Genomic DNA, 18491 nt, shown 5'->3' on the forward strand with positions numbered 1-18491 from the left:
CGCGGTGGCTTCCGCCGTGACGACCGTCCGGCCGGTGGCGGTTTCCGTCGGGACGACCGCCCCTCGGGTGGGTTCCGTCGGGATGACCGTGACGATCGTCCGCGTCGTGACGACCGCCCCTCGGGTGGTTACGGCCGTGACCGTGACGACCGCGGTGGCTTCCGCCGTGACGACCGTCCGGCCGGTGGTGGCTTCCGTCGGGACGACCGCCCCTCGGGTGGCTACGGCCGTGACCGTGACGACCGCGGCGGCCGGGACAGCCGTGGCGGTGGGCGCTTCGAGGGCCGCCGGGACGACCGTGGCGGCTTCCGCCGCGACGACCGCCCGCGTCGTGACGACCGGCCCTCGGGTGGCTACGGCCGTGACCGCGACGACCGCGGCGGCCGGGACTACGACGACCGCCGGGGCAACTACGAGCCGGTCAAGCGGCTGCCGATCCCGGAGGACGTCACCGGCTTCGAGCTGGACGCGGACGTCCGCCAGGAGCTCAAGAGCCTGCCCAAGACGCTCGCCGACGACGTCGCCCGCAACCTGGTGATGGTCGCCCGCCTGCTGGACAGCGAGCCGGAGGAGGCGTACCAGTACTCGCGCGTCGCGCTGCGGCTGGCCTCCCGCGTGGCCGCCGTCCGTGAGGCCGCCGGCTTCGCCTCGTACATGACGCAGCGCTACTCCGAGGCGCTGACCGAGTTCCGCGCCGCCCGTCGGATGACCGGCCGGGCGGACCTGTGGCCGGTGATGGCGGACTGCGAGCGCGGTCTGGGCCGCCCGGAGCGGGCGCTGGCGATGGCCGGCGAGCCCGAGGTGAAGCAGCTGGACAAGGCCGGCCAGGTCGAGATGCGCCTGGTCGCGGCCGGTGCCCGCACCGACATGGAGCAGTTCGACGCGGCCGTGGTCACCCTGCAGAGCCCGGAGCTGGCCTCCAACTCGGTGCAGCCGTGGACCGCGCGTCTCCGGTACGCCTACGCCGAGGCGCTGATCGCGGCCGGCCGTGGCGACGAGGCCCGTGAGTGGTTCGCGAAGGCGGCCGAGGCCGACAGCGACGGTGCGACGAACGCCTCGGAGCGGCTCGCCGAGATCGACGGCCTGGAGTTCGTGGACGCGCTCGACCCGGAGCTGGCGGAGGAGGCCGAGCAGGCCGAGGCCCCGGCGGCGAAGCCGCGGAGCGGCGGCGTGCCGGACGAGCGGGAGATCTTCGAGGACGAAGAGGACGTCGAGGAGTACTACGACGAGGACGACCTCGAGATCGACGAGGACTTCGACGGCGTGGTGCCCGAGCGCTCCACCGACGCGAAGGCCTGAGCGGAGAAGCGGCTCAAGGCCTGGGCCGCCAAGGCCTGAGCAGTGACGAGTGAGGCCCTGCCCCGCTCCGGGAACCCCCCGGAGCGGGGCAGGGCCTCACTGCTGTCCGAATGGCCGGATGCCCGGTGGTGGAGACGCCCGGGCGGCAACCGGCCCGGGCCGGCGTCAGCCCAGTTCGAGGCTGCGCAGGACCAGCCCGGTGGCCGGCTTCGGACCGAACGAGGTGGACTTGCGCGGCATGGTGACGCCCTGCTCGGCGAGCCGGCGCACCACGCTCTCGCGGACCGGGTGCAGCAGGACGGCGGTGCCGCCGGTCCGGGCGGCCTCGCGCTCGGCGGCCGCCGCGGTGTGCAGGTAGCCGATGTCGTCGGGGCCGTCGGGGACGCGCCAGGTGTGGTCGAGCAGGGTGGCGTGCAGGACGGTCGCGTCCAGGTGGCGCCACTCCTCCGGCCGGTCCGGCGGCACGGTCGCGTCGAGCAATTGCTCGTCGGGCTCGCCGACCAGCCAGAAGACGCCGTCGCCGCCGGTGAGCAGGAAGCTGCTACCGCCGTGGCGCTTCTGCTCGGTGAGGGCCTGCAGGGCGGTCTCCAACGGGCCGGGCACCTCCTTGACCTGCCAGTGGTCGCCCAGCGCCTCCAGGGCCTCGGCGACCGGCAGCCGGTAGAGCACCCGGTGGATCGCCCTGACCTTCAGCGGGTAGCGGGCGGTGTCGACCAGCAGCACCAGGCCGCGGTCCCAGGGGCTGCGCGGCAGGTGGCGGTGCTCGCGCTGGAGCCGCAGGTACATCTCCCAGCGGTGGTGCCCGTCGGCGATCAGCGCCCGGCAGGTCGAGAGGTCCCGGGACACCTCGGCGATCTCGGCCGGATCGGTGACCGCCCAGAGGCGGTGGTGGGTGCCGTCGGTGGTGGTCGTGGTGAGCAGCGGTTCGCCCTCGGCGGCGCGTTCGACCACGCCGGCCGCGCCGCCGTTGCCGCGGTAGGTGAGCAGCAGCGGTTCGAGGTTGGCGCGGGTGGTGCGCATCAGGCCGACCCGGTCGGCGACCGGCCGGGGCATCACGTCCTCGTGCGGGAGGACGACGCCGGCCTCGCTGCCGCTGACGGCGAGGGCGCCGATCAGGCCGCGTTGGAGCAGCTCCGGGGTGTCGCCGGTGGCGGGCACGCGCTGCTCGTAGACGTAGAGCGCGGGCTCGGGGTCGGCGACCAGGACGCCCTCGCGCTGCCAGTCGCGCAGCAGCCGGGCGGCGTGCCGGTAGCGGGTGTCGCGGTCGGGGCGGTCTCCGGCGTCGTCCGGCTCGGGGCGCGGCAGGATCAGCCGGACCACGTTGTGCGGGTCGGCGGTCTCCAGGTCGAGCCGGCGGCCCGGGTCGACGACGTCGTACGGCGGCGAGGTCACCGCTGCCAGGGCGCCGACCCGGTCGGGGTCGTAGCGGAGGCCACGGAAGGGGGACAGGGACAGCCCTGCGGTGGCGACGTGGCCGGGATCGCCGGGGCCGCCCTGCGGAGACTCCACTCCGCTTCCTGCACTGGGGGTGCTCATTCTGGGCATCGTAACCCCGTACGCGTTGTTCAGAGATCGGAACACCCGTGCTGGTCCGTGGGGCGGGTGTCGTGACCGAGGGCGAGGTACGGCGTGAGCGAGCGCGACGGCGGGCAGGAACGGCTGGACGGCGGCACCGGGGGCGCGGACGGTGTCGTGGCGGGCGACGGCCCCGGCGGGGGTGGCGTGCCGGAGCAGGGGAGAGCGGGGGAGCCCGCGGGGGACGTGTACGAGTGGTTCCGCCGGGGCGGGCGACTGCTGGCGCAGGGCAACCCGGCGGCGGCCGAGCAGCTGCTCGCGCGGGCGGCCGCGGCGGAGCCGCACTCGCGCAGCATCCGGGAGACGCTGGCGCGGGCGCAGTTCGACGCGGGTTCGTACGCGGCCGCGCTGGAGAACTTCCGGGCCGTCGCCCTGGCCGATCCGTCGGACGACTACGCTCAGTTCGGGTGGGGCGTCGCGGCGGCCCGGCTGGGCGACTTCGAGACGTCCGCCGAGCACCTGGCGCTGGCCGTGGCGATGCGGCCGGACACCGACCACTACCGGGCCGCGCTGCGGCAGACCCGGGCGACCCTGGCGGCCCGCGCCGGGGCGTTCGGCCCGCTGCTGCCGGGGGCGCCGGGGTACCTGGAGCCGCCGCGGGCCGCGGACGGTGGCGCGCAGGCCGGGCCCGGCCCGACCGGCCCGACCGGCGCGGACAGCGGGGGAGACGGGGGAGACGGATGACGGGGATCGACGGAGTGGATGCCGGCGCCGTGGGCGTCGGCACAGTGAATGGGGTAGAGCAGGCATGACCGAGACGGCCACCACCGTGCGACGGACCGCCCCCGGCGGGAGCGCGCGCCCGCTGACCGAGGCGTACGACACGGCGCTGCTGGACCTCGACGGCGTGGTGTACGCCGGACCGAACGCGATCGGGCACGCGGTGGAGTCGCTGGCGTCCGCCCGGTCGGCCGGGATGCGGCTGGCGTACGTGACCAACAACGCCTCGCGGCCGCCCCGGGTGGTGGCCGCGCACCTGACCGAGCTGGGCGTGCCGGCCGAGCCGGCGGACGTGATCAATTCGGCGCAGGCGGCCGCCCGGGTCGTCTCCGAGAAGGTGCCGGCGGGCTCCAAGGTGCTGGTCGTGGGCGGTCCGGGCCTGGAGGAGGCGCTGGCCGAGCGCGGTCTGGTGGCCGTCCGCACGCTGGCGGAGGGGCCGGCCGCGGTGGTCCAGGGCTTCGACGCCTCGGTGGGCTGGCAGCACCTGGCGGAGGCCTCGTTCGCGGTCCAGAGCGGGCTGCCGTGGGTGGCGTCGAACCTGGACCTGACGGTGCCGCAGGCGCGCGGGATCGCGCCGGGCAACGGCACGCTGGTCGCGGCGGTGCGGGCGGCGACCGGGGTGGAGCCCGAGGTGGCGGGCAAGCCGCTGCCGCCGATGCACCGGGAGACGGTGCTGAGGACGGGTGCGCGGCGGCCGCTGGTGGTCGGGGACCGGCTGGACACCGACATCGAGGGCGCGTTCAACGGCGAGGTGGACAGCCTGCTGGTCTTCACCGGGGTGACCACGGCGGCGCAGCTGCTGGCGGCGCCGGTGGAGCACCGGCCGACGTACCTGGCGGAGGACCTGCGCGGGCTGCTCGTGCCGCACGCCGCGGTGACCGCGGAGCCGGACGGCGGGTTCGGCTGCGGTGGCTGGACCGCGGTGGTGCAGGACGGCGAGCTTCGGTTCACGGCCGCCGGTGGGGACCGCTGGGACGGGCTGCGTGCGCTGTGCGCGGCGGCGTGGACGGCGCTGGACGCCGACGGGGTGCCCGTGGACGGGCGGAAGGCGCTGGCCGAACTGGGCTACTGAGCCACCGCGCCGGGAGGGCCGGGGCGGGAGGGCCGCGGCGGGCCGGGGTGGCCCGTGGGTGCAGGACCCCGGGACCGCAGGACCGGGGCAGACCGCAGCGCCGGGCGGACCGCGGGCAGACCGCGGGGCCGGGTCAGAGCAGGGTGCGCAGCCGCAGCAGGTCGCGGAAGCCCGCCTCCAGCTTGACCCGGCCGCCGGCCCAGGCGACGGCGAAGTTGAGCCGGCCGTCGACCAGGGCGACCAGGTCGTCGCTGGTCATGGTGAGCCGGATCTCGGCCTTCTCGGCGGGGGCCCCGGGGACCTCGGTGACGTCCTCGATCCGGCCGTCGCGGAGCCGGCCGGAGAAGGTCAGGTCGAGGTCGGTGATCCGGCAGGTGAGCGAGCGGTCGAGGGCGGCCGCCTTGCGGACCTTGCCGGTGGACTTCGCCAGGTTCCGGCTGAGCTGTTCCAGTGCCGTGCGGCACTCCTCGGCGTTGGCCATGGCGGCTGGTCCACTCCCTGTGCGACGACGTGCCGTGACTGGGTGACGGCGGTGACTGCGGGGCCACGGTACCCCAGGACGGTTTTGGCGGTAGCGTCGTCAGTGGGGTGCCCGGAACGGTCCGGGCACCGATGGCGACGGAGCGATGCGCGCAGGCGCTAAGGAGGCACCCGGATGCTGCCGAAGACGGTGCGGGGAGTGGTAAAGGTCGCCGCCGAGCTCGTGGAGGAGGTCGGCAAGCGGGTGGTCGGCACCGCTGCCGGGCTGCTGGAGAAGACCGGGGTCGACGTCGCCGAGGTCGAGCGCCGCCTGGGCGGACAGTTCCCTCCGTCGGCCGAGTCGCTGCAGACGCTGGCCGAGGAGGCGGTGACGGCCGGGCGGGCCGGGGTGGACCTGGCGGTCGGGGTGGCGCGCGGCGAGGTGGAGAAGGCCTTCGAGAAGATCGGCGACCAGGTGACCAAGGTGGGCGTGGTACTCGCCTACCTGGAGAGCAAGCTGCGCGAGGTCGAGGAGGAGGGCGTCGTTCCGGCGGCGGAGCCGGGGGCCGGCGAACCCGGGCCGGCGCCGCGGGCGGACGCGCTGTTCGGGCAGGGCTGGGAGCGCGAGGACGGGCCGGCGGCGACGGCGGGCCGGGCGGCCGACGAGCCGATAGTGGCCGAGCGGGTGGAGGTCGACGAGCCGGTGGAGGTCGACCCGCCGGTGCCGCCGGTGAAGTCGGTGCCGCCGGTGCCGTCGGTGAACTCGGCGGACAAGGCGCCGGCGGAGCGGACCGCCGCTCCCGGAGCCGCCACGGCGAAGACGGCGGCCAAGAAGGCGACGCCGGCCAAGAAGGCGGCCGAGAAGAAGACGACGGCGGCGAAGAAGGCGACGGCCGCGAAGAAGACGACGGCGGCCAAGAAGGCGACCGAGAAGAAGACGACGGCCGCGAAGACGACGGCCGCGAAGAAGACGGCCGCGAAGAAGACGGCGAAGACGACCGCGGCGAAGGACACGGGGACCGGGACGGCCGCCGCCGACGAGGCCGCCGGCGGGACGGCCGCCGCCAGCAAGAGCCCGGCGAAGAAGACCGCCACCCGGAAGAACAGCAGCGCGAGGAAGCCGGCACAGCCCGATGCCTGACCCGACGGCCGGCCCGGACGCGGCCGCCACCCCCCGCCCCGTCGCCGCCGGTCCGGACGGCGCCGAGCCGCTGCCGCTGGGCGTCGAACTGGCCCCGACCGGCCACCCCGCCGTCGACGCCGGGCTGGCCCGGCTGGAGGCGCTGGACGGGGTGCCGACCGAGGCGCACGTCGCCGTGTACGAAGATGTTCACCAGCGGCTCACGGACACCCTGGCCGCGCTCGACCGGGAATGACCCGCGGAACCACCTGTAGGAGCTGAAACACCAGTGGCAGTGGCACGACGCCGTCTCGACGCGGAGCTGGTCCGCCGCAAGCTGGCCCGGTCGCGGGAGCACGCGTCCGAGCTGATCGCGGCCGGCCGGGTGACGGTCGGCGGCACCACCGCGACCAAGCCGGCCACCCAGGTGGAGACCTCGGCGGCGGTCGTGGTGGCCAAGGACGAGAACGACCCCGACTACGTCTCGCGCGGCGGCCACAAGCTGGCCGGCGCCTTCGCCGCGTTCGTGCCGCAGGGCCTGGTGGTCGAGGGCCGCCGGGCGCTGGACGCGGGCGCGTCGACCGGCGGCTTCACCGACGTGCTGCTGCGCGCCGGGGCCGCGCACGTGCTGGCGGTGGACGTCGGCTACGGGCAGCTGGCCTGGTCGCTGCAGAGCGACGAGCGGGTGACGGTGATGGACCGCACCAACGTGCGCGAGCTGACCCTCGACCTGATCGGCGGGACGCCGGTCGACCTGGTGGTCGGCGACCTCTCGTTCATCTCGCTCGGCCTGGTGCTGCCCGCGCTGGCCGGCTGCGCGGCCGAGGACGCCGACCTGGTGCTGATGGTGAAGCCGCAGTTCGAGATCGGCAAGGAACGGCTGGGCAGCGGAGGGGTGGTGCGCAGCCCGCAGCTGCGTGCCGAGATGGTGCGCCAGGTGGCCGGTCAGGCGTGGGAGCTCGGGCTGGGCGTGCGCGCGGTCACCGCGAGTCCGCTGCCGGGGCCGTCGGGGAACGTCGAGTACTTCCTCTGGCTGCGCCGGGACGCCCCGCAGTTGAACCCGGCGGAGGCGGACCGGGCCGTCGCGGAGGGCCCCCGATAGGGTGCTCTGCGGGCGTCCGGTCCGTCATGCTGAGTGACGCGGCCGCACCGGGCCGAGGGCGACCCGGCAGGCGTAGGGAGAGGGCAGCGGGCATGAATGATGAACGTACGGTCTTCCTGATCGCGCACACCGGCCGGGAGGCGGCGCTGCGCAGTGTCGAGGGACTGGTGCACGGCCTGCTGAAGGCGGGGATCAGGATCCGGCTGCTGGCTGCCGAGGCGGTGGACCTGGATCTGCCGGACGGGGTCGAGCGGGTGGCCGGGGGCCCGGGGGCGGCCGACGGCTGCGAGCTGATCCTGGTCGCCGGCGGGGACGGCACGCTGCTGCGCGGTGCGGAGCTGGCGCGCGAGCACGGGCTGCCGATGCTCGGCATCAACCTGGGCCGGGTCGGCTTCCTGGCCGAGGCCGAGCGGGACGACCTCGCCGTCGTGGTCGAGCGGGTGGTGGACGCCGACTACGAGGTCGAGGAGCGGATGACCCTCGACGTGATCGTCCGGACCAACGGCGATGTGCTCCACCACGACTGGGCGTTGAACGAGGCGTCGATCGAGAAGGCGTCCCGGGAGCGGATGCTGGAGGTGGTGACCGAGGTGGACGGCCGCCCGGTCTCCAACTTCGGCTGCGACGGGGTGGTCTGCGCGACGCCGACCGGTTCGACGGCGTACGCGTTCTCCGGTGGCGGGCCGGTGGTCTGGCCCGAGGTGGAGGCGCTGCTGATGGTGCCGATCAGCGCGCACGCGCTGTTCGCCCGGCCGCTGGTGACCTCGCCGAACTCGGTGCTGGCGGTGGAGGTGCAGCCGAAGACCCCGCACGGGGTGCTCTGGTGCGACGGCCGCCGTTCGGTCGAACTGCCCGCCGGGGCACGGGTGGAGGTGCGGCGGGGGCAGACGCCGGTACGGCTGGCGCGGCTGCACCGGGCGCCGTTCACCGACCGGCTGGTGGCCAAGTTCGCGCTGCCGGTGACGGGTTGGCGCGGCCGGGCGGGGGCGCACTGATCCGCCCTGCCGCCACGGAGGGTTGACGGAGCGTCAGACGGCCAGTGGCTGGCTCTCGTCGCCGGTGTCGTTCCAGCGGCCGCCGGCGGCCGCGCGGGTGGCGAGGGCCGCGAGGCGTTCGACGGCGGCGGGGACGGCCGCGGCGGGCAGGGTGAGCGGCAGCCGGACGTGGTGCTCGAAGGCGCCGTCCGAGCCGAAGCGGTTGCCCGCCGCGATCCGCACGCCGTCCTGCTCGCCGGCCAGCGCGATCGCCGTGCCGGAGACGTCGCCGGTGGAGGCCCAGAGCGCGAGCCCGCCCGGCGGGGCGGCGTACCGCCAGTGCGGCAGGCGGGTGCGCAGCGCGTCGGTGTAGGCGTCGGCGGTGGTCCGCAGCCGGTCCAGTTGGTGGGCGCGGACGGCCTCCAGCGGCTCGCCGAGCAGTTCGGCGGCGATCAGCTGGTCCAGCACCGGGGCGCCGACGTCGCTGTACACCCGCTCGCCGGCCAGCCGGCGGACGAGGGCCGGTGCGGCCCGGACCCAGCCGATCCGCAGGCCGCCCCAGAGCAGCTTGCCGGCCGAGCCGACCGTGACGACCTGGGCGGCGCGGTCCAGGGCGGCCATCGGCCGGGGCAGCGCGGTGTCGTCCGGGAGGCCCCAGCCGAGTTCGGCGGTGGTCTCGTCGACCAGGACCACGGTGCCGGCGGCGCGGGCGGCGGCCAGCAGCTGGCGGCGCTGCTCCTCGTCGACCAGGGCGCCGGTCGGGTTGTGGAAGTCCGGGATCACGTAGGCGGCGCGGGGCGCGGCGCCGTGCAGGACGCGGCGCCACTCGGCGAGGTCCCACTCCGGCCGCCGGTCCGGGCCGCCCGGCCAGGCGTACGGGACGGGGACCAGCCGTGCGTCGCCGCGGCGCAGCGCCTGGAGGGTGTGGGCGTAGCTGGGCGCCTCGACCGCGACCCGGTCGCCGCGGCCGATCAGCGCCCGCTGCACCAGGTGCAGGCCGCCCATCGCGCCGATGGTGACGAGGATCTGGTCGGGTGTGGTCGGCAGACCGCGCCGGGTGTAGCGGCGGGCCACCGCCTCGCGCAGCACGGGGACGCCGGTGGGGTAGTGGCCGTGCCCGGCGGCGTACGCGGGCAGCTGCTCGACGGCGCGGGCGGCGGCCGCGCCGAGGAACGGCTGCGGGGCGGGCAGGGCGGCGACGCCGAGGTCCAGGGTGCGGCCCTGTTCGTCCGGGGGCAGTGGATGGAGCGCGTCGCCGGGCGGCGGGGCGCCCTCGGGCAGGGCGGTCCAGCTGCCGGAGCCGCGCCGGCTGTGCAGGTAGCCGTCGCCGCGCAGGGCCTCGTACGCGGTGGCCACGGTGGTGCGGCTGAGCCGGAGGGCGAGGGCCAGTTCGCGTTCGGCGGGCAGGCGGGCGCCGACCGGCAGGCGGCCTTCGGTGACCAGCAGGCGGATCTGTCCGGCCAGGGTCCGGTAGGCGGGCCGGCGGGTGCCGGCCGGTTCGGGCAGCCGGGCGCTGCTGAGGAGTCGGGCGAGCGCGGCGGCGGTGACGGTGCTGTGCCAGTCGGCCATGGCTGATCAGTCCACTTGCTCGTGATTGGCCCTGTCGGGGGCCCTATTGGCCTGGACATCATGGCAGGGCGGCCGTCGAGTCCGCCACCGCCGGAGTACCACTCCGGGATGCAGCAACGCCTTACGGAGACCCGATGGCCACTACGACCACGCCCGCCCCCACGCCCGCCCCCACACCCGCGCCCGCACCGACGCCCGCGCCCGACGCCGCCCCGACGCCGGTCCTCGCGGCGGGCGGCGCGGCGGGGCGCCGCCCGCTCGCCGCCCGGCTGCTCGGCGACAGCGACCGGCTGGGCCGCAGGATCCCGCAGCTCGCCGTCGGCCTCGCCCTGTACGGGGCGAGCATGGGGCTGATGCTGCGCTCCGGGCTCGGCCTCGACCCGTGGGACGTGTTCCACCAGGGCCTCCAGCGCACCGCCGGCCTCTCCGTCGGCGCCTGGGTCACCATCTGCGGCGCCCTCGTCCTGCTGCTCTGGATCCCGCTGCGCCAGCGCCCCGGCCTCGGCACCGTCGCCAACGTGCTGATGATCGGCGCGGCGATGGACCTCACCCTGCGGGTGGTCGGCGCCCCCGGCGCGCTGGCGGCCCGGATCGCGCTGATGGCCGCCGCCGTCGTGCTGAACGGCCTGGCCACCGGCCTCTACATCGGCGCCCGGTTCGGCCCGGGCCCGCGCGACGGTCTGATGACCGGCCTGCACCGGCGTACCGGCCGCTCGCTGCGGCTGATCCGCACCGGCATCGAATTGACGGTGCTGGCCGTCGGATTCCTGCTCGGCGGCACCGTCGGCGTCGGCACCGTCGCGTACGCGCTGGCCATCGGCCCGCTCGCGCAGTTCTTCCTGCGCTGGTGCACCGTGCCCGCCGCGGCGCGAACCTCCCGGAAGGGATGAACTTGCGGGCGTGAGGTTGTCACTCGTCGCGCGCCGGGGGTGGAACCTCGTAAGGTCGTCTCCGTGTTGGACGAGATGCGGATACGGGATCTTGGGGTCATCGACGACGCGGTGGTCGAACTGGCCCCCGGCTTCACCGCCGTGACCGGTGAGACCGGCGCAGGCAAGACCATGGTGGTGACCAGCCTCGGGCTGCTGCTCGGCGGCCGCGCCGACCCGGGCCTGGTGCGCAACGGCACCGGGCGCGCGGTCGTCGAGGGCCGCCTCGAACTGCCCGCCGGCTCCCCGGTGGCCGCCCGCGCCGTCGAGGCCGGCGCCGAACTGGACGACGGCGCGTTGCTGATCAGCCGGACGGTCTCCGCCGAAGGCCGCTCCCGGGCCCACGTCGGCGGCCGGGCCGTGCCGGTCGGGCTGCTCGCCGAGCTCGGCGAGGACCTGATCGCCGTGCACGGCCAGACCGACCAGCAGCGGTTGCTCCGCCCGGCCCGCCAGCGCGGCGCCCTGGACCGCTACGCGGGCGAGGCGGTGGCCGAGCCGCTGGCCCGCTACCGCGAGGTCTACCGCCGGCTGCGCGAGGTCTCCGCCACCCTGGAGGAGCTCACCACCCGGGCCCGCGAGCGCGCCCAGGAGGCCGACCTGCTCCGCTTCGGGCTGGACGAGGTCGCCGCCGCCGAGCCGGTGGCCGGTGAGGACGTCGAGCTGGGCGCCGAGGCCGAGCGGCTCGGCCACGCCGACGCGCTCTCCTCCGCCGCCACCCTCGCCCACGCCGCGCTGGCCGGCGACCCGGCCGACCCGGAGGCCCTGGACGCGGGCACCCTGCTCGCCCAGGCCCGCCGCGCGCTGGACGCCGTCCGCCACCACGACGAGCGGCTCGCCGCCCTCGCCGACCGGCTGAACGAGGTCGGCTACCTGCTCGCCGACGTGGCCGGCGACCTGGCCGGCTACGCCGACGACCTGGACGCCGACCCCGTACGGCTGGCCGCCGTCGAGGACCGCCGGGCCGTCCTGGCCCAGCTGCTGCGCAAGTACGGCGGCCCGGAGAACTCGCTGGCCGAGGTGCTGGCCTGGGCCGAGAGCGGCTCCGCCCGGCTCGCCGAACTCGACGGCGACGACGACCGGATCGACGAACTGGGCGCCCAGGAGACCGCGCTGCGCGCCGAGCTGGCCGAGCTCGCGGCCGAGGTCTCGGCCGCCCGGCAGGCCGCCGCCGGCCGCTTCGCCGAGGCCGTCTCCGCCGAGCTGGCCGAACTCGCCATGCCGCACGCCCGGGTCACCTTCTCGATCAGCCAGGTCGACGACCTGTCCGGCATCGAGATCGAGGGCCGCACCGTCGCCTACGGCCCGCACGGCGTGGACGAGGTCGAGGTGCTGCTCGCCCCGCACCCGGGCGCCCAGCCCCGGCCGATCGCCAAGGGCGCCTCCGGCGGTGAGCTGTCCCGGGTCATGCTCGCCGTCGAGGTGGTCTTCGCCGGCGCCGATCCCGTCCCCACCTACCTGTTCGACGAGGTGGACGCCGGCGTCGGCGGCAAGGCCGCGGTCGAGATCGGCCGCCGCCTCGCCAAACTGGCCGAGACCGCCCAGGTCGTGGTCGTCACCCACCTCCCGCAGGTGGCCGCCTTCGCCGACCGGCACCTGGTGGTGGAGAAGACCAACGACGGCACCGTGACCCGCAGCGGCGTCAAGGTGCTGAGCGACGAGGAACGGGTGCGCGAACTCTCCCGGATGCTGGCCGGCCTGGAGGACTCCGAGCTGGGCCGCGCGCACGCCGAGGAGCTGCTCGCCGCCGCCCGCGCCCCGCGCCACCGGTAGCCGCCGGCGGGCCGCCGCACGTCCGGCGCGGCGGGCCGCCGCGCCGGACGGCGACGCGCCCCGGGTGGCGCCGACTGTCCAAGAGGGCCGCCGACCTGGCATGGTGGCGGCTGGACACTGGCTTTCCAGTCCCGAGCGTCGCTGGCGGGCAACCCTCGCACCGCGGCGCGCGAACCTGATCGAGTCGGATGCGAGACGACGTGGACCATTCCGCCGCCCGGGCCACCGCGGCCGCCCCTGAACCGGGTCAGCTGCACGTGGTGCTCGTCCTGGCCGCCAGTACCGGCGGCATCGGTGCGCACGTGCGCTCCCTGGCGCAGGGCCTGGTCGCGCACGGGGTCACCGTGACGGTCTGTGCGCCCGCCGGTACGGACGCCCTGTTCGGCTTCTCCCGTAGCGGCGCCAGGTTCCACCTGGTCGACATCACCCCCACCGCGGGCGCCCGCAGCGATGCCACCGCGATCGGCGAGCTGCGCCGCGCCTTCACCGGCGCGGACGTGGTGCACGCCCACGGCCTGCGCGCCGGCCTGCTCTCCGACCTGGCGCTGCGCACCGCCGGCCGCTTCCCGGGCCTGCGCCCGGAGACCCCGCTGGTGGTCACCTCGCACCACGCGCTGCTGGCCACCGGCATGGAACGCCGCCTCCAGCGGCTGATGGAGCGCCGGGTGGCGCGGGCCGCCGACCTGGTGCTCGGGGCCTCCTCCGACCTGGTGGCCCGGGCCCGCGAGCTGGGCGCCACCGATGCCCGGCTCGGGCCGGTCGCCGCCCCGCCGATGCCGGAGGGCCGGCTGGACCGGGCCGAGGCCCGGGCCGCGCTGCTCGGCGACGGCCCGGACCGCCCGCTGGTGCTGGCGGTCGGCCGGCTCGTCCCGCAGAAGGCCTTCGGGCTGCTGCTGGACGCCTCCCGCGAGCTGGCCGCGCTGGACCCGGAGCCGCTGCTGCTGCTGGCCGGCGACGGCCCCGAGGCGGCCGCGCTGCGCGAGCGGGTGGCCGCCGAGAAGCTGCCGGTGCGCCTGCTCGGCTACCGCACCGACGTCCCGGACCTGCTGGCCGCCGCCGACGTGGTGGTGCTGTCCAGCCGCTGGGAGGCCCGTTCGCTGGTGGTCCAGGAGGCGATGCGGGCCGGCGTGCCGGTGGTCGCCACCGCCGTCGGCGGGATCCCCGAGCTGGTCGGCGACGCGGCCGTACTGGTCCCGCCCGGCGACGCGGCGGCGATCGGCCGGGCGGTCCGCGAGCTGCTGGCCGACCCGGACCGCCGGGAGCGCCTGGTGGCGGCCGGCCGGCAGCAGGCCGAGACCTGGCCGGACGAGGCCGCCACCGTCGCCCAGGTGCTCAGCACCTACGACGAGCTGGTGCAGCGCACGCCGTGAGGCCTCAGACGGTGGCCTGCTCGGCCCGGTCGGCGGCCGGGCCGTCCGGCTGGGCGGAGAGGTAGGCGCCGCCGCAGGCGGTCAACCGCAGCGCGGTGTCGATCAGCGGGACGTGGCTGAAGGCCTGCGGGAAGTTGCCGACCTGGCGCTTGGCCCGCGGGTCCCACTCCTCGGCGAGCAGCCCCAGGTCGTTGCGCAGCGACAGCAGCCTGTCGAACAGCTCGCGGGCCTCCTGGACCCGGCCGATCATGGCCAGGTCGTCGGCCAGCCAGAACGAGCAGGCCAGGAAGGCGCCCTCGTGGCCGGAGAGCCCGTCGACGTTGTTGCCGCTCTCGTCGTGGGTCGGGTAGCGCAGCACGAAGCCGTCCTCGGTGGACAGTTCGCGCTGGATCGCCTCGATGGTGCCGATGACGCGCTTGTCGTCCGGCGGCAGGAAGCCGACCTGGGGGATCAGCAGCAGCGAGGCGTCCAGCTCCCGGCCGCCGTAGTACTGGGTGAACGTGTTGCGCTCCGGGTCGTAGCCCTTCTCGCAGACGTCCCGGTGGATCGTCTCGCGCAGCTCGCGCCAGCGGTCCAGGTGGCCGTCGGAGGGGGCGTCCTCGGGGGTCTGCTCCAGCAGCTTGATGGTGCGGTCGACGGCGACCCAGGCCATCACCTTGGAGTGGACGAAGTGCCGGCGCGGGCCGCGGACCTCCCAGATGCCCTCGTCCGGCTCCTGCCAGTGGTCCTCCAGGTACTCGATCAGGCGCAGCTGGAGGTGGTGGGCGTGGTCGTTGCGGACCAGGCCGGTCATGTGGGCCAGGTGCAGCGCCTCGACGACCTCGCCGTAGACGTCCAGCTGGAGCTGGCCGGCGGCGCCGTTGCCGACCCGGACGGGCAGGGAGCCCTCGTAGCCGGGCAGCCAGTCCAGCGAGGACTCGGTGAGTTCGCGCTCGCCGGCGATGCCGTACATGATCTGCAGGTTCTCCGGGTCGCCGGCGACCGCGCGCAGCAGCCACTCGCGCCAGGCGCGGGCCTCGTCGCGGTAGCCGGTGCGCAGTAGCGAGGAGAGGGTGATCGCGGCGTCGCGCAGCCACGTGTAGCGGTAGTCCCAGTTGCGTTCGCCGCCGATGTCCTCGGGCAGGGAGGTGGTCGGGGCGGCGACGATGCCGCCGGTGGGGGCGTAGGTGAGGCCCTTGAGCGTGATCAGGGAGCGGATCACCGCCTCCCGGTACGGGCCCTGGTAGGTGCACTGACCGGCCCACTCGTGCCAGAAGTCGGCGGTGGCGGCGAGCATCTCCTCGGCGTCGGGGACGGCCGGTGCCTCCAGGTGGGAGGCCTGCCAGGTGAGGGCGAAGGCGATCCGCTCGCCGGCGGCGACGGTGAAGTCGGCGTAGGTGGTGAGGTTGCGTCCGTAGGTCTCGGCCTCGCCGTCCAGCCAGACGGAGTCGGGGCCGGCCACGGCGACGGTGCGGTGGCCGCCGTCGGCCTGCTCGACCCGGTGCACCCAGGGCACCACCCGGCCGTAGCTGAACCGCATCCGCACCGCGGAGCGCATCCGGACGGTGCCCGTGAGGCCCTCGACGATCCGGATCATCTGGGGGACGGCGTCCCGGCCGGCCAGCGGGCGCGGGGGCATGAAGTCGATCACCCGGACGCTGCCGCCCCGGGCGTCCCACTCCTGCTCCAGGATCAGCGAGTCGCCCCGGTAGCGGCGCCGGTCGGCGGGAACGGCCGGCGCGGCGGCGGTGGGCGGCGGGATGCGGAGGTCGCCGGTGTCGGCGATGCGCGCGCGGACGGCGGCCGGGGCCGGGGCGGTGGCGGGGGCCGGAAGGTCGGTGGCGACCACTTCGGCCGGGCCGATCCGCCAGAAGCCGTGTTCATCGGTGCCGAGCAGCCCGGCGAAGACGGCCGGCGAGTCGAAGCGGGGCAGGCACAGCCAATCGACCGCCCCGTCCCTGCTGACCAGGGCGGCGGTCTGCATGTCCCCGATGAGTGCGTAGTCCTCGATACGGCCGGCCACGTGGATCTCCAGTTCGCAATGTGGTCACGACGCATCGGCGATCCGGGGAGAGCCAGCGGGGTCTGCGGGGCCGGGGCCACCCCCGGGACGTCCGGCCTGCCGGGGGTGGTGGCGGGCCTTGCCGGAGTGTCCGCGCGAGGCTCGGTGGAGCCCCTGGAGGGGTGGGGAGGAGCGGGATTACGGGGAGGTCCGGTCGCGCATCGGGGACAGGGAGTGTCCTGACCCTCCCACGCCCTCCGCGTGCTCGTGCTGTCGGCGATGCGTCCGTGCAGCTTACGACGGACGAAAGGGGCGAAGCACGCGGGCGCCGCCCTGCGTGGCGCCACAATTCGGGGGAAATGCCGTGCATCGCGGGAGTACCGGGCAGGATGGCCCGGAAGGATCAGTTCCGGGTGGTCCGAGCGGAGGGCTGGTCATGGCCCGGACGAGTGGCCGCCGAGTGGCCCGACCGGGCCGGTGGTACGACCGGTGTGACGCGTGCGCCGGATGGTGCGCCTGTGTCGCGCCGGGGAGTGCGCCGGGTGTGTGGTGCCGCGCCCCCGCGAGCGGCCCGGAAAGCGCCCCGGCCGGGTCACTGATACCCTGGTATCCCGTGGACCGGTGGGATCAAACGCCCCGGACCAGCCGAACCGACGACCCTCCGAGCGCGTGCCCCGCACGGCGCTCCCGTCGGCAGGCGAGCCGCGAGCCTCCCGCCCACGTCACCTTCGACACGCGACCCACGGGAGCCCCCTCTTGGCACAGCCCCATTCCGGCAAGGCATCGAACGGCCGCGCCGTGACGACCAAGCACCTCTTCGTCACCGGGGGTGTCGCCTCTTCGCTCGGCAAGGGCCTCACCGCCTCCAGCCTCGGTGCGCTGCTCAAGGCCCGCGGCCTGCGCGTGACGATGCAGAAGCTCGACCCGTACCTCAACGTGGACCCGGGCACGATGAACCCGTTCCAGCACGGTGAGGTCTTCGTCACGGACGACGGCGCCGAGACCGACCTGGACATCGGCCACTACGAGCGGTTCCTCGACACCAACCTGCACGGCTCGGCGAACGTCACCACCGGCCAGGTGTACTCGACCGTCATCGCCAAGGAGCGCCGCGGCGAGTACCTGGGCGACACCGTCCAGGTCATCCCGCACATCACCAACGAGATCAAGTCCCGGATCCGCCGGATGGCGACCGAGGACGTCGACGTGGTGATCACCGAGGTCGGCGGCACCGTCGGCGACATCGAGTCGCTGCCCTTCCTGGAGGCCGTCCGCCAGGTCCGCCACGAGGTCGGCCGGGACAACGTCTTCTTCGTGCACGTCTCCCTGCTCCCGTACATCGGCCCCTCGGGCGAGCTGAAGACCAAGCCCACCCAGCACTCCGTGGCCGCGCTGCGCAACATCGGCATCCAGCCGGACGCCGTCGTGCTGCGCGCCGACCGCGAGGTCCCGCAGGCCATCAAGCGCAAGATCTCGCTGATGTGCGACGTGGACGAGGAGGCCGTGGTCGCGGCCATCGACGCCAAGTCGATCTACGACATCCCCAAGGTGCTGCACGGCGAGGGCCTGGACGCGTACGTCGTGCGCCGGCTGGACCTGCCGTTCCGCGACGTCGACTGGACCACCTGGGACGACCTGCTGCGCCGCGTCCACGAGCCGCAGCACATCGTCAAGGTCGCGCTGGTCGGCAAGTACATCGACCTGCCGGACGCCTACCTGTCGGTGACCGAGGCGCTGCGCGCCGGCGGCTTCGCCAACAACGCCCGGGTCGAGATCAAGTGGGTCACCTCGGACGACTGCGAGACCCCCGAGGGCGCGCAGGAGCAGCTCGGCGACGTCGACGCGATCTGCGTCCCCGGCGGCTTCGGCGACCGCGGCGTCAACGGCAAGGTCGGCGCGATCACCTACGCCCGCGAGAACAAGGTCCCGCTGCTCGGCCTGTGCCTGGGCCTGCAGTGCGTGGTCATCGAGGCGGCCCGCAACCTGGCCGGCCTGCCCGAGGCCAACTCCACCGAGTTCGACGCCGCCGCCAAGCACCCGGTCGTCTCCACCATGGCCGAGCAGCTGGCGATCGTCGACGGCAAGGGCGACCTGGGCGGCACCATGCGCCTGGGCCTCTACCCCGCCAAGCTCGCCGAGGGCTCGATCGTCCGCGAGGTGTACGGCGGCGAGCAGTACGTCGAGGAGCGCCACCGCCACCGCTACGAGGTCAACAACGCGTACCGCGCGGACCTGGAGAAGACCGGCCTGCAGTTCTCCGGCCTCTCCCCGAAGGGCGACCTGGTCGAGTACGTCGAGTACCCGCGCGAGGTGCACCCCTACCTGGTGGCCACCCAGGCCCACCCGGAGCTGAAGTCCCGCCCGACCCGCCCGCACCCGCTGTTCGCGGGCCTGGTGAAGGCTGCCATCGAGATCAAGACGGCGACCGCCTAGCAGTAGGGCGACCGCCTAGCGGCACGGTGACCGCCTCCGAGCACTCGGAGCGAGGCGACCGCCTCGGCGCAAGTGGTCGACGACCCGTCACCGGACGGCGGCCCCGCGATTCCCGCGG

At 75.1% G+C, this 18491-nt stretch carries 15 protein-coding genes; 11 read left to right on the top strand and 4 right to left on the bottom strand.

From position 1 onward, the window contains the following. Nucleotides 1–429: 429 nt before the first annotated feature. Nucleotides 430–1299, top strand: a complete 870-nt coding sequence (locus ACFVHB_RS23550; protein ID WP_380325758.1) for a tetratricopeptide repeat protein — start codon at nt 430–432, stop codon at nt 1297–1299. Between the two features lie 165 nt (nt 1300–1464). On the opposite strand, the gene ACFVHB_RS23555 is transcribed toward ACFVHB_RS23550, so the two are convergent. Beyond that, nucleotides 1465–2835 carry a DUF1015 family protein gene (locus ACFVHB_RS23555; RefSeq protein ID WP_380325586.1) on the bottom strand — a complete coding sequence of 457 codons (1371 nt, stop codon included), beginning with the start codon at nt 2833–2835 and terminating at the stop codon, nt 1465–1467. Between the two features lie 93 nt (nt 2836–2928). On the opposite strand from ACFVHB_RS23555, the gene ACFVHB_RS23560 reads away from it, so the two are divergent. Both ACFVHB_RS23560 and ACFVHB_RS23565 read left to right on the top strand, forming a co-directional pair. Then, nucleotides 2929–3558 (top strand): tetratricopeptide repeat protein, encoded by a 630-nt coding sequence (locus tag ACFVHB_RS23560; RefSeq protein WP_380325589.1) that lies wholly within the window; start codon nt 2929–2931, stop codon nt 3556–3558. A gap of 64 nt (nt 3559–3622) precedes the next feature. Next, on the top strand, nt 3623–4666 hold the full coding sequence (locus ACFVHB_RS23565; RefSeq protein ID WP_380325592.1) for an HAD-IIA family hydrolase: 1044 nt from the start codon (nt 3623–3625) through the stop codon (nt 4664–4666). A 133-nt stretch (nt 4667–4799) separates the two neighbouring features. Here ACFVHB_RS23565 and ACFVHB_RS23570 read toward each other — a convergent pair whose 3' ends face one another. Further along, nucleotides 4800–5147, bottom strand: a complete 348-nt coding sequence (locus ACFVHB_RS23570; RefSeq protein ID WP_380325595.1) for an SCP2 sterol-binding domain-containing protein — start codon at nt 5145–5147, stop codon at nt 4800–4802. A gap of 174 nt (nt 5148–5321) precedes the next feature. Here ACFVHB_RS23570 and ACFVHB_RS23575 point away from each other — a divergent pair, with 174 nt between their 5' ends. From ACFVHB_RS23575 to ACFVHB_RS23590, 4 genes are all read left to right on the top strand, one after another. After that, the gene (locus tag ACFVHB_RS23575; protein ID WP_380325598.1) at nt 5322–6266 is read left to right on the top strand and encodes a hypothetical protein; all 945 of its coding nucleotides are present in this window, start codon (nt 5322–5324) and stop codon (nt 6264–6266) included. Beyond that, complete coding sequence (locus tag ACFVHB_RS23580) at nt 6259–6501, top strand: hypothetical protein (RefSeq protein ID WP_380325600.1); 243 nt, start codon at nt 6259–6261, stop codon at nt 6499–6501. The genes ACFVHB_RS23575 and ACFVHB_RS23580 overlap by 8 nt, the downstream gene beginning before the upstream one ends. A 39-nt stretch (nt 6502–6540) precedes the next feature. Continuing rightward, nucleotides 6541–7347, top strand: coding sequence for a TlyA family RNA methyltransferase (locus ACFVHB_RS23585; protein WP_380325761.1), 807 nt, complete (start codon nt 6541–6543; stop codon nt 7345–7347). A 92-nt stretch (nt 7348–7439) separates the two neighbouring features. Next, entirely contained in the window at nt 7440–8342 is a 903-nt protein-coding gene (locus ACFVHB_RS23590) for an NAD kinase (protein ID WP_380325603.1), read from the top strand. A gap of 33 nt (nt 8343–8375) precedes the next feature. On the opposite strand, the gene ACFVHB_RS23595 is transcribed toward ACFVHB_RS23590, so the two are convergent. Further along, nucleotides 8376–9890 carry a PLP-dependent aminotransferase family protein gene (locus ACFVHB_RS23595; protein ID WP_380325606.1) on the bottom strand — a complete coding sequence of 505 codons (1515 nt, stop codon included), beginning with the start codon at nt 9888–9890 and terminating at the stop codon, nt 8376–8378. A gap of 134 nt (nt 9891–10024) precedes the next feature. Here ACFVHB_RS23595 and ACFVHB_RS23600 point away from each other — a divergent pair, with 134 nt between their 5' ends. From ACFVHB_RS23600 to ACFVHB_RS23610, 3 genes are all read left to right on the top strand, one after another. After that, nucleotides 10025–10780: a YitT family protein gene (locus ACFVHB_RS23600; RefSeq protein ID WP_380325608.1), complete on the top strand. Its 756-nt coding sequence runs from the start codon at nt 10025–10027 to the stop codon at nt 10778–10780. A 75-nt stretch (nt 10781–10855) separates the two neighbouring features. After that, the gene (gene recN, locus ACFVHB_RS23605) at nt 10856–12589 is read left to right on the top strand and encodes a DNA repair protein RecN (RefSeq protein ID WP_380325764.1); all 1734 of its coding nucleotides are present in this window, start codon (nt 10856–10858) and stop codon (nt 12587–12589) included. A 188-nt stretch (nt 12590–12777) separates the two neighbouring features. Beyond that, nucleotides 12778–13959, top strand: coding sequence for a glycosyltransferase family 4 protein (locus ACFVHB_RS23610; RefSeq protein WP_380325611.1), 1182 nt, complete (start codon nt 12778–12780; stop codon nt 13957–13959). Between the two features lie 4 nt (nt 13960–13963). Here ACFVHB_RS23610 and ACFVHB_RS23615 read toward each other — a convergent pair whose 3' ends face one another. After that, a complete protein-coding gene (locus tag ACFVHB_RS23615) occupies nt 13964–15961 on the bottom strand; it encodes a glycoside hydrolase family 15 protein (protein ID WP_380325614.1) in 1998 nt (665 codons plus the stop codon). 777 nt (nt 15962–16738) lie between these two features. On the opposite strand from ACFVHB_RS23615, the gene ACFVHB_RS23620 reads away from it, so the two are divergent. Continuing rightward, complete coding sequence (locus tag ACFVHB_RS23620) at nt 16739–18373, top strand: CTP synthase (RefSeq protein WP_380325617.1); 1635 nt, start codon at nt 16739–16741, stop codon at nt 18371–18373. Nucleotides 18374–18491: the final 118 nt, after the last annotated feature.

It is taken from the genome of Kitasatospora sp. NPDC127111, from assembly GCF_042677465.1.
In the GTDB taxonomy this organism is placed as follows: Bacteria; Actinomycetota; Actinomycetes; order Streptomycetales; family Streptomycetaceae; genus Kitasatospora.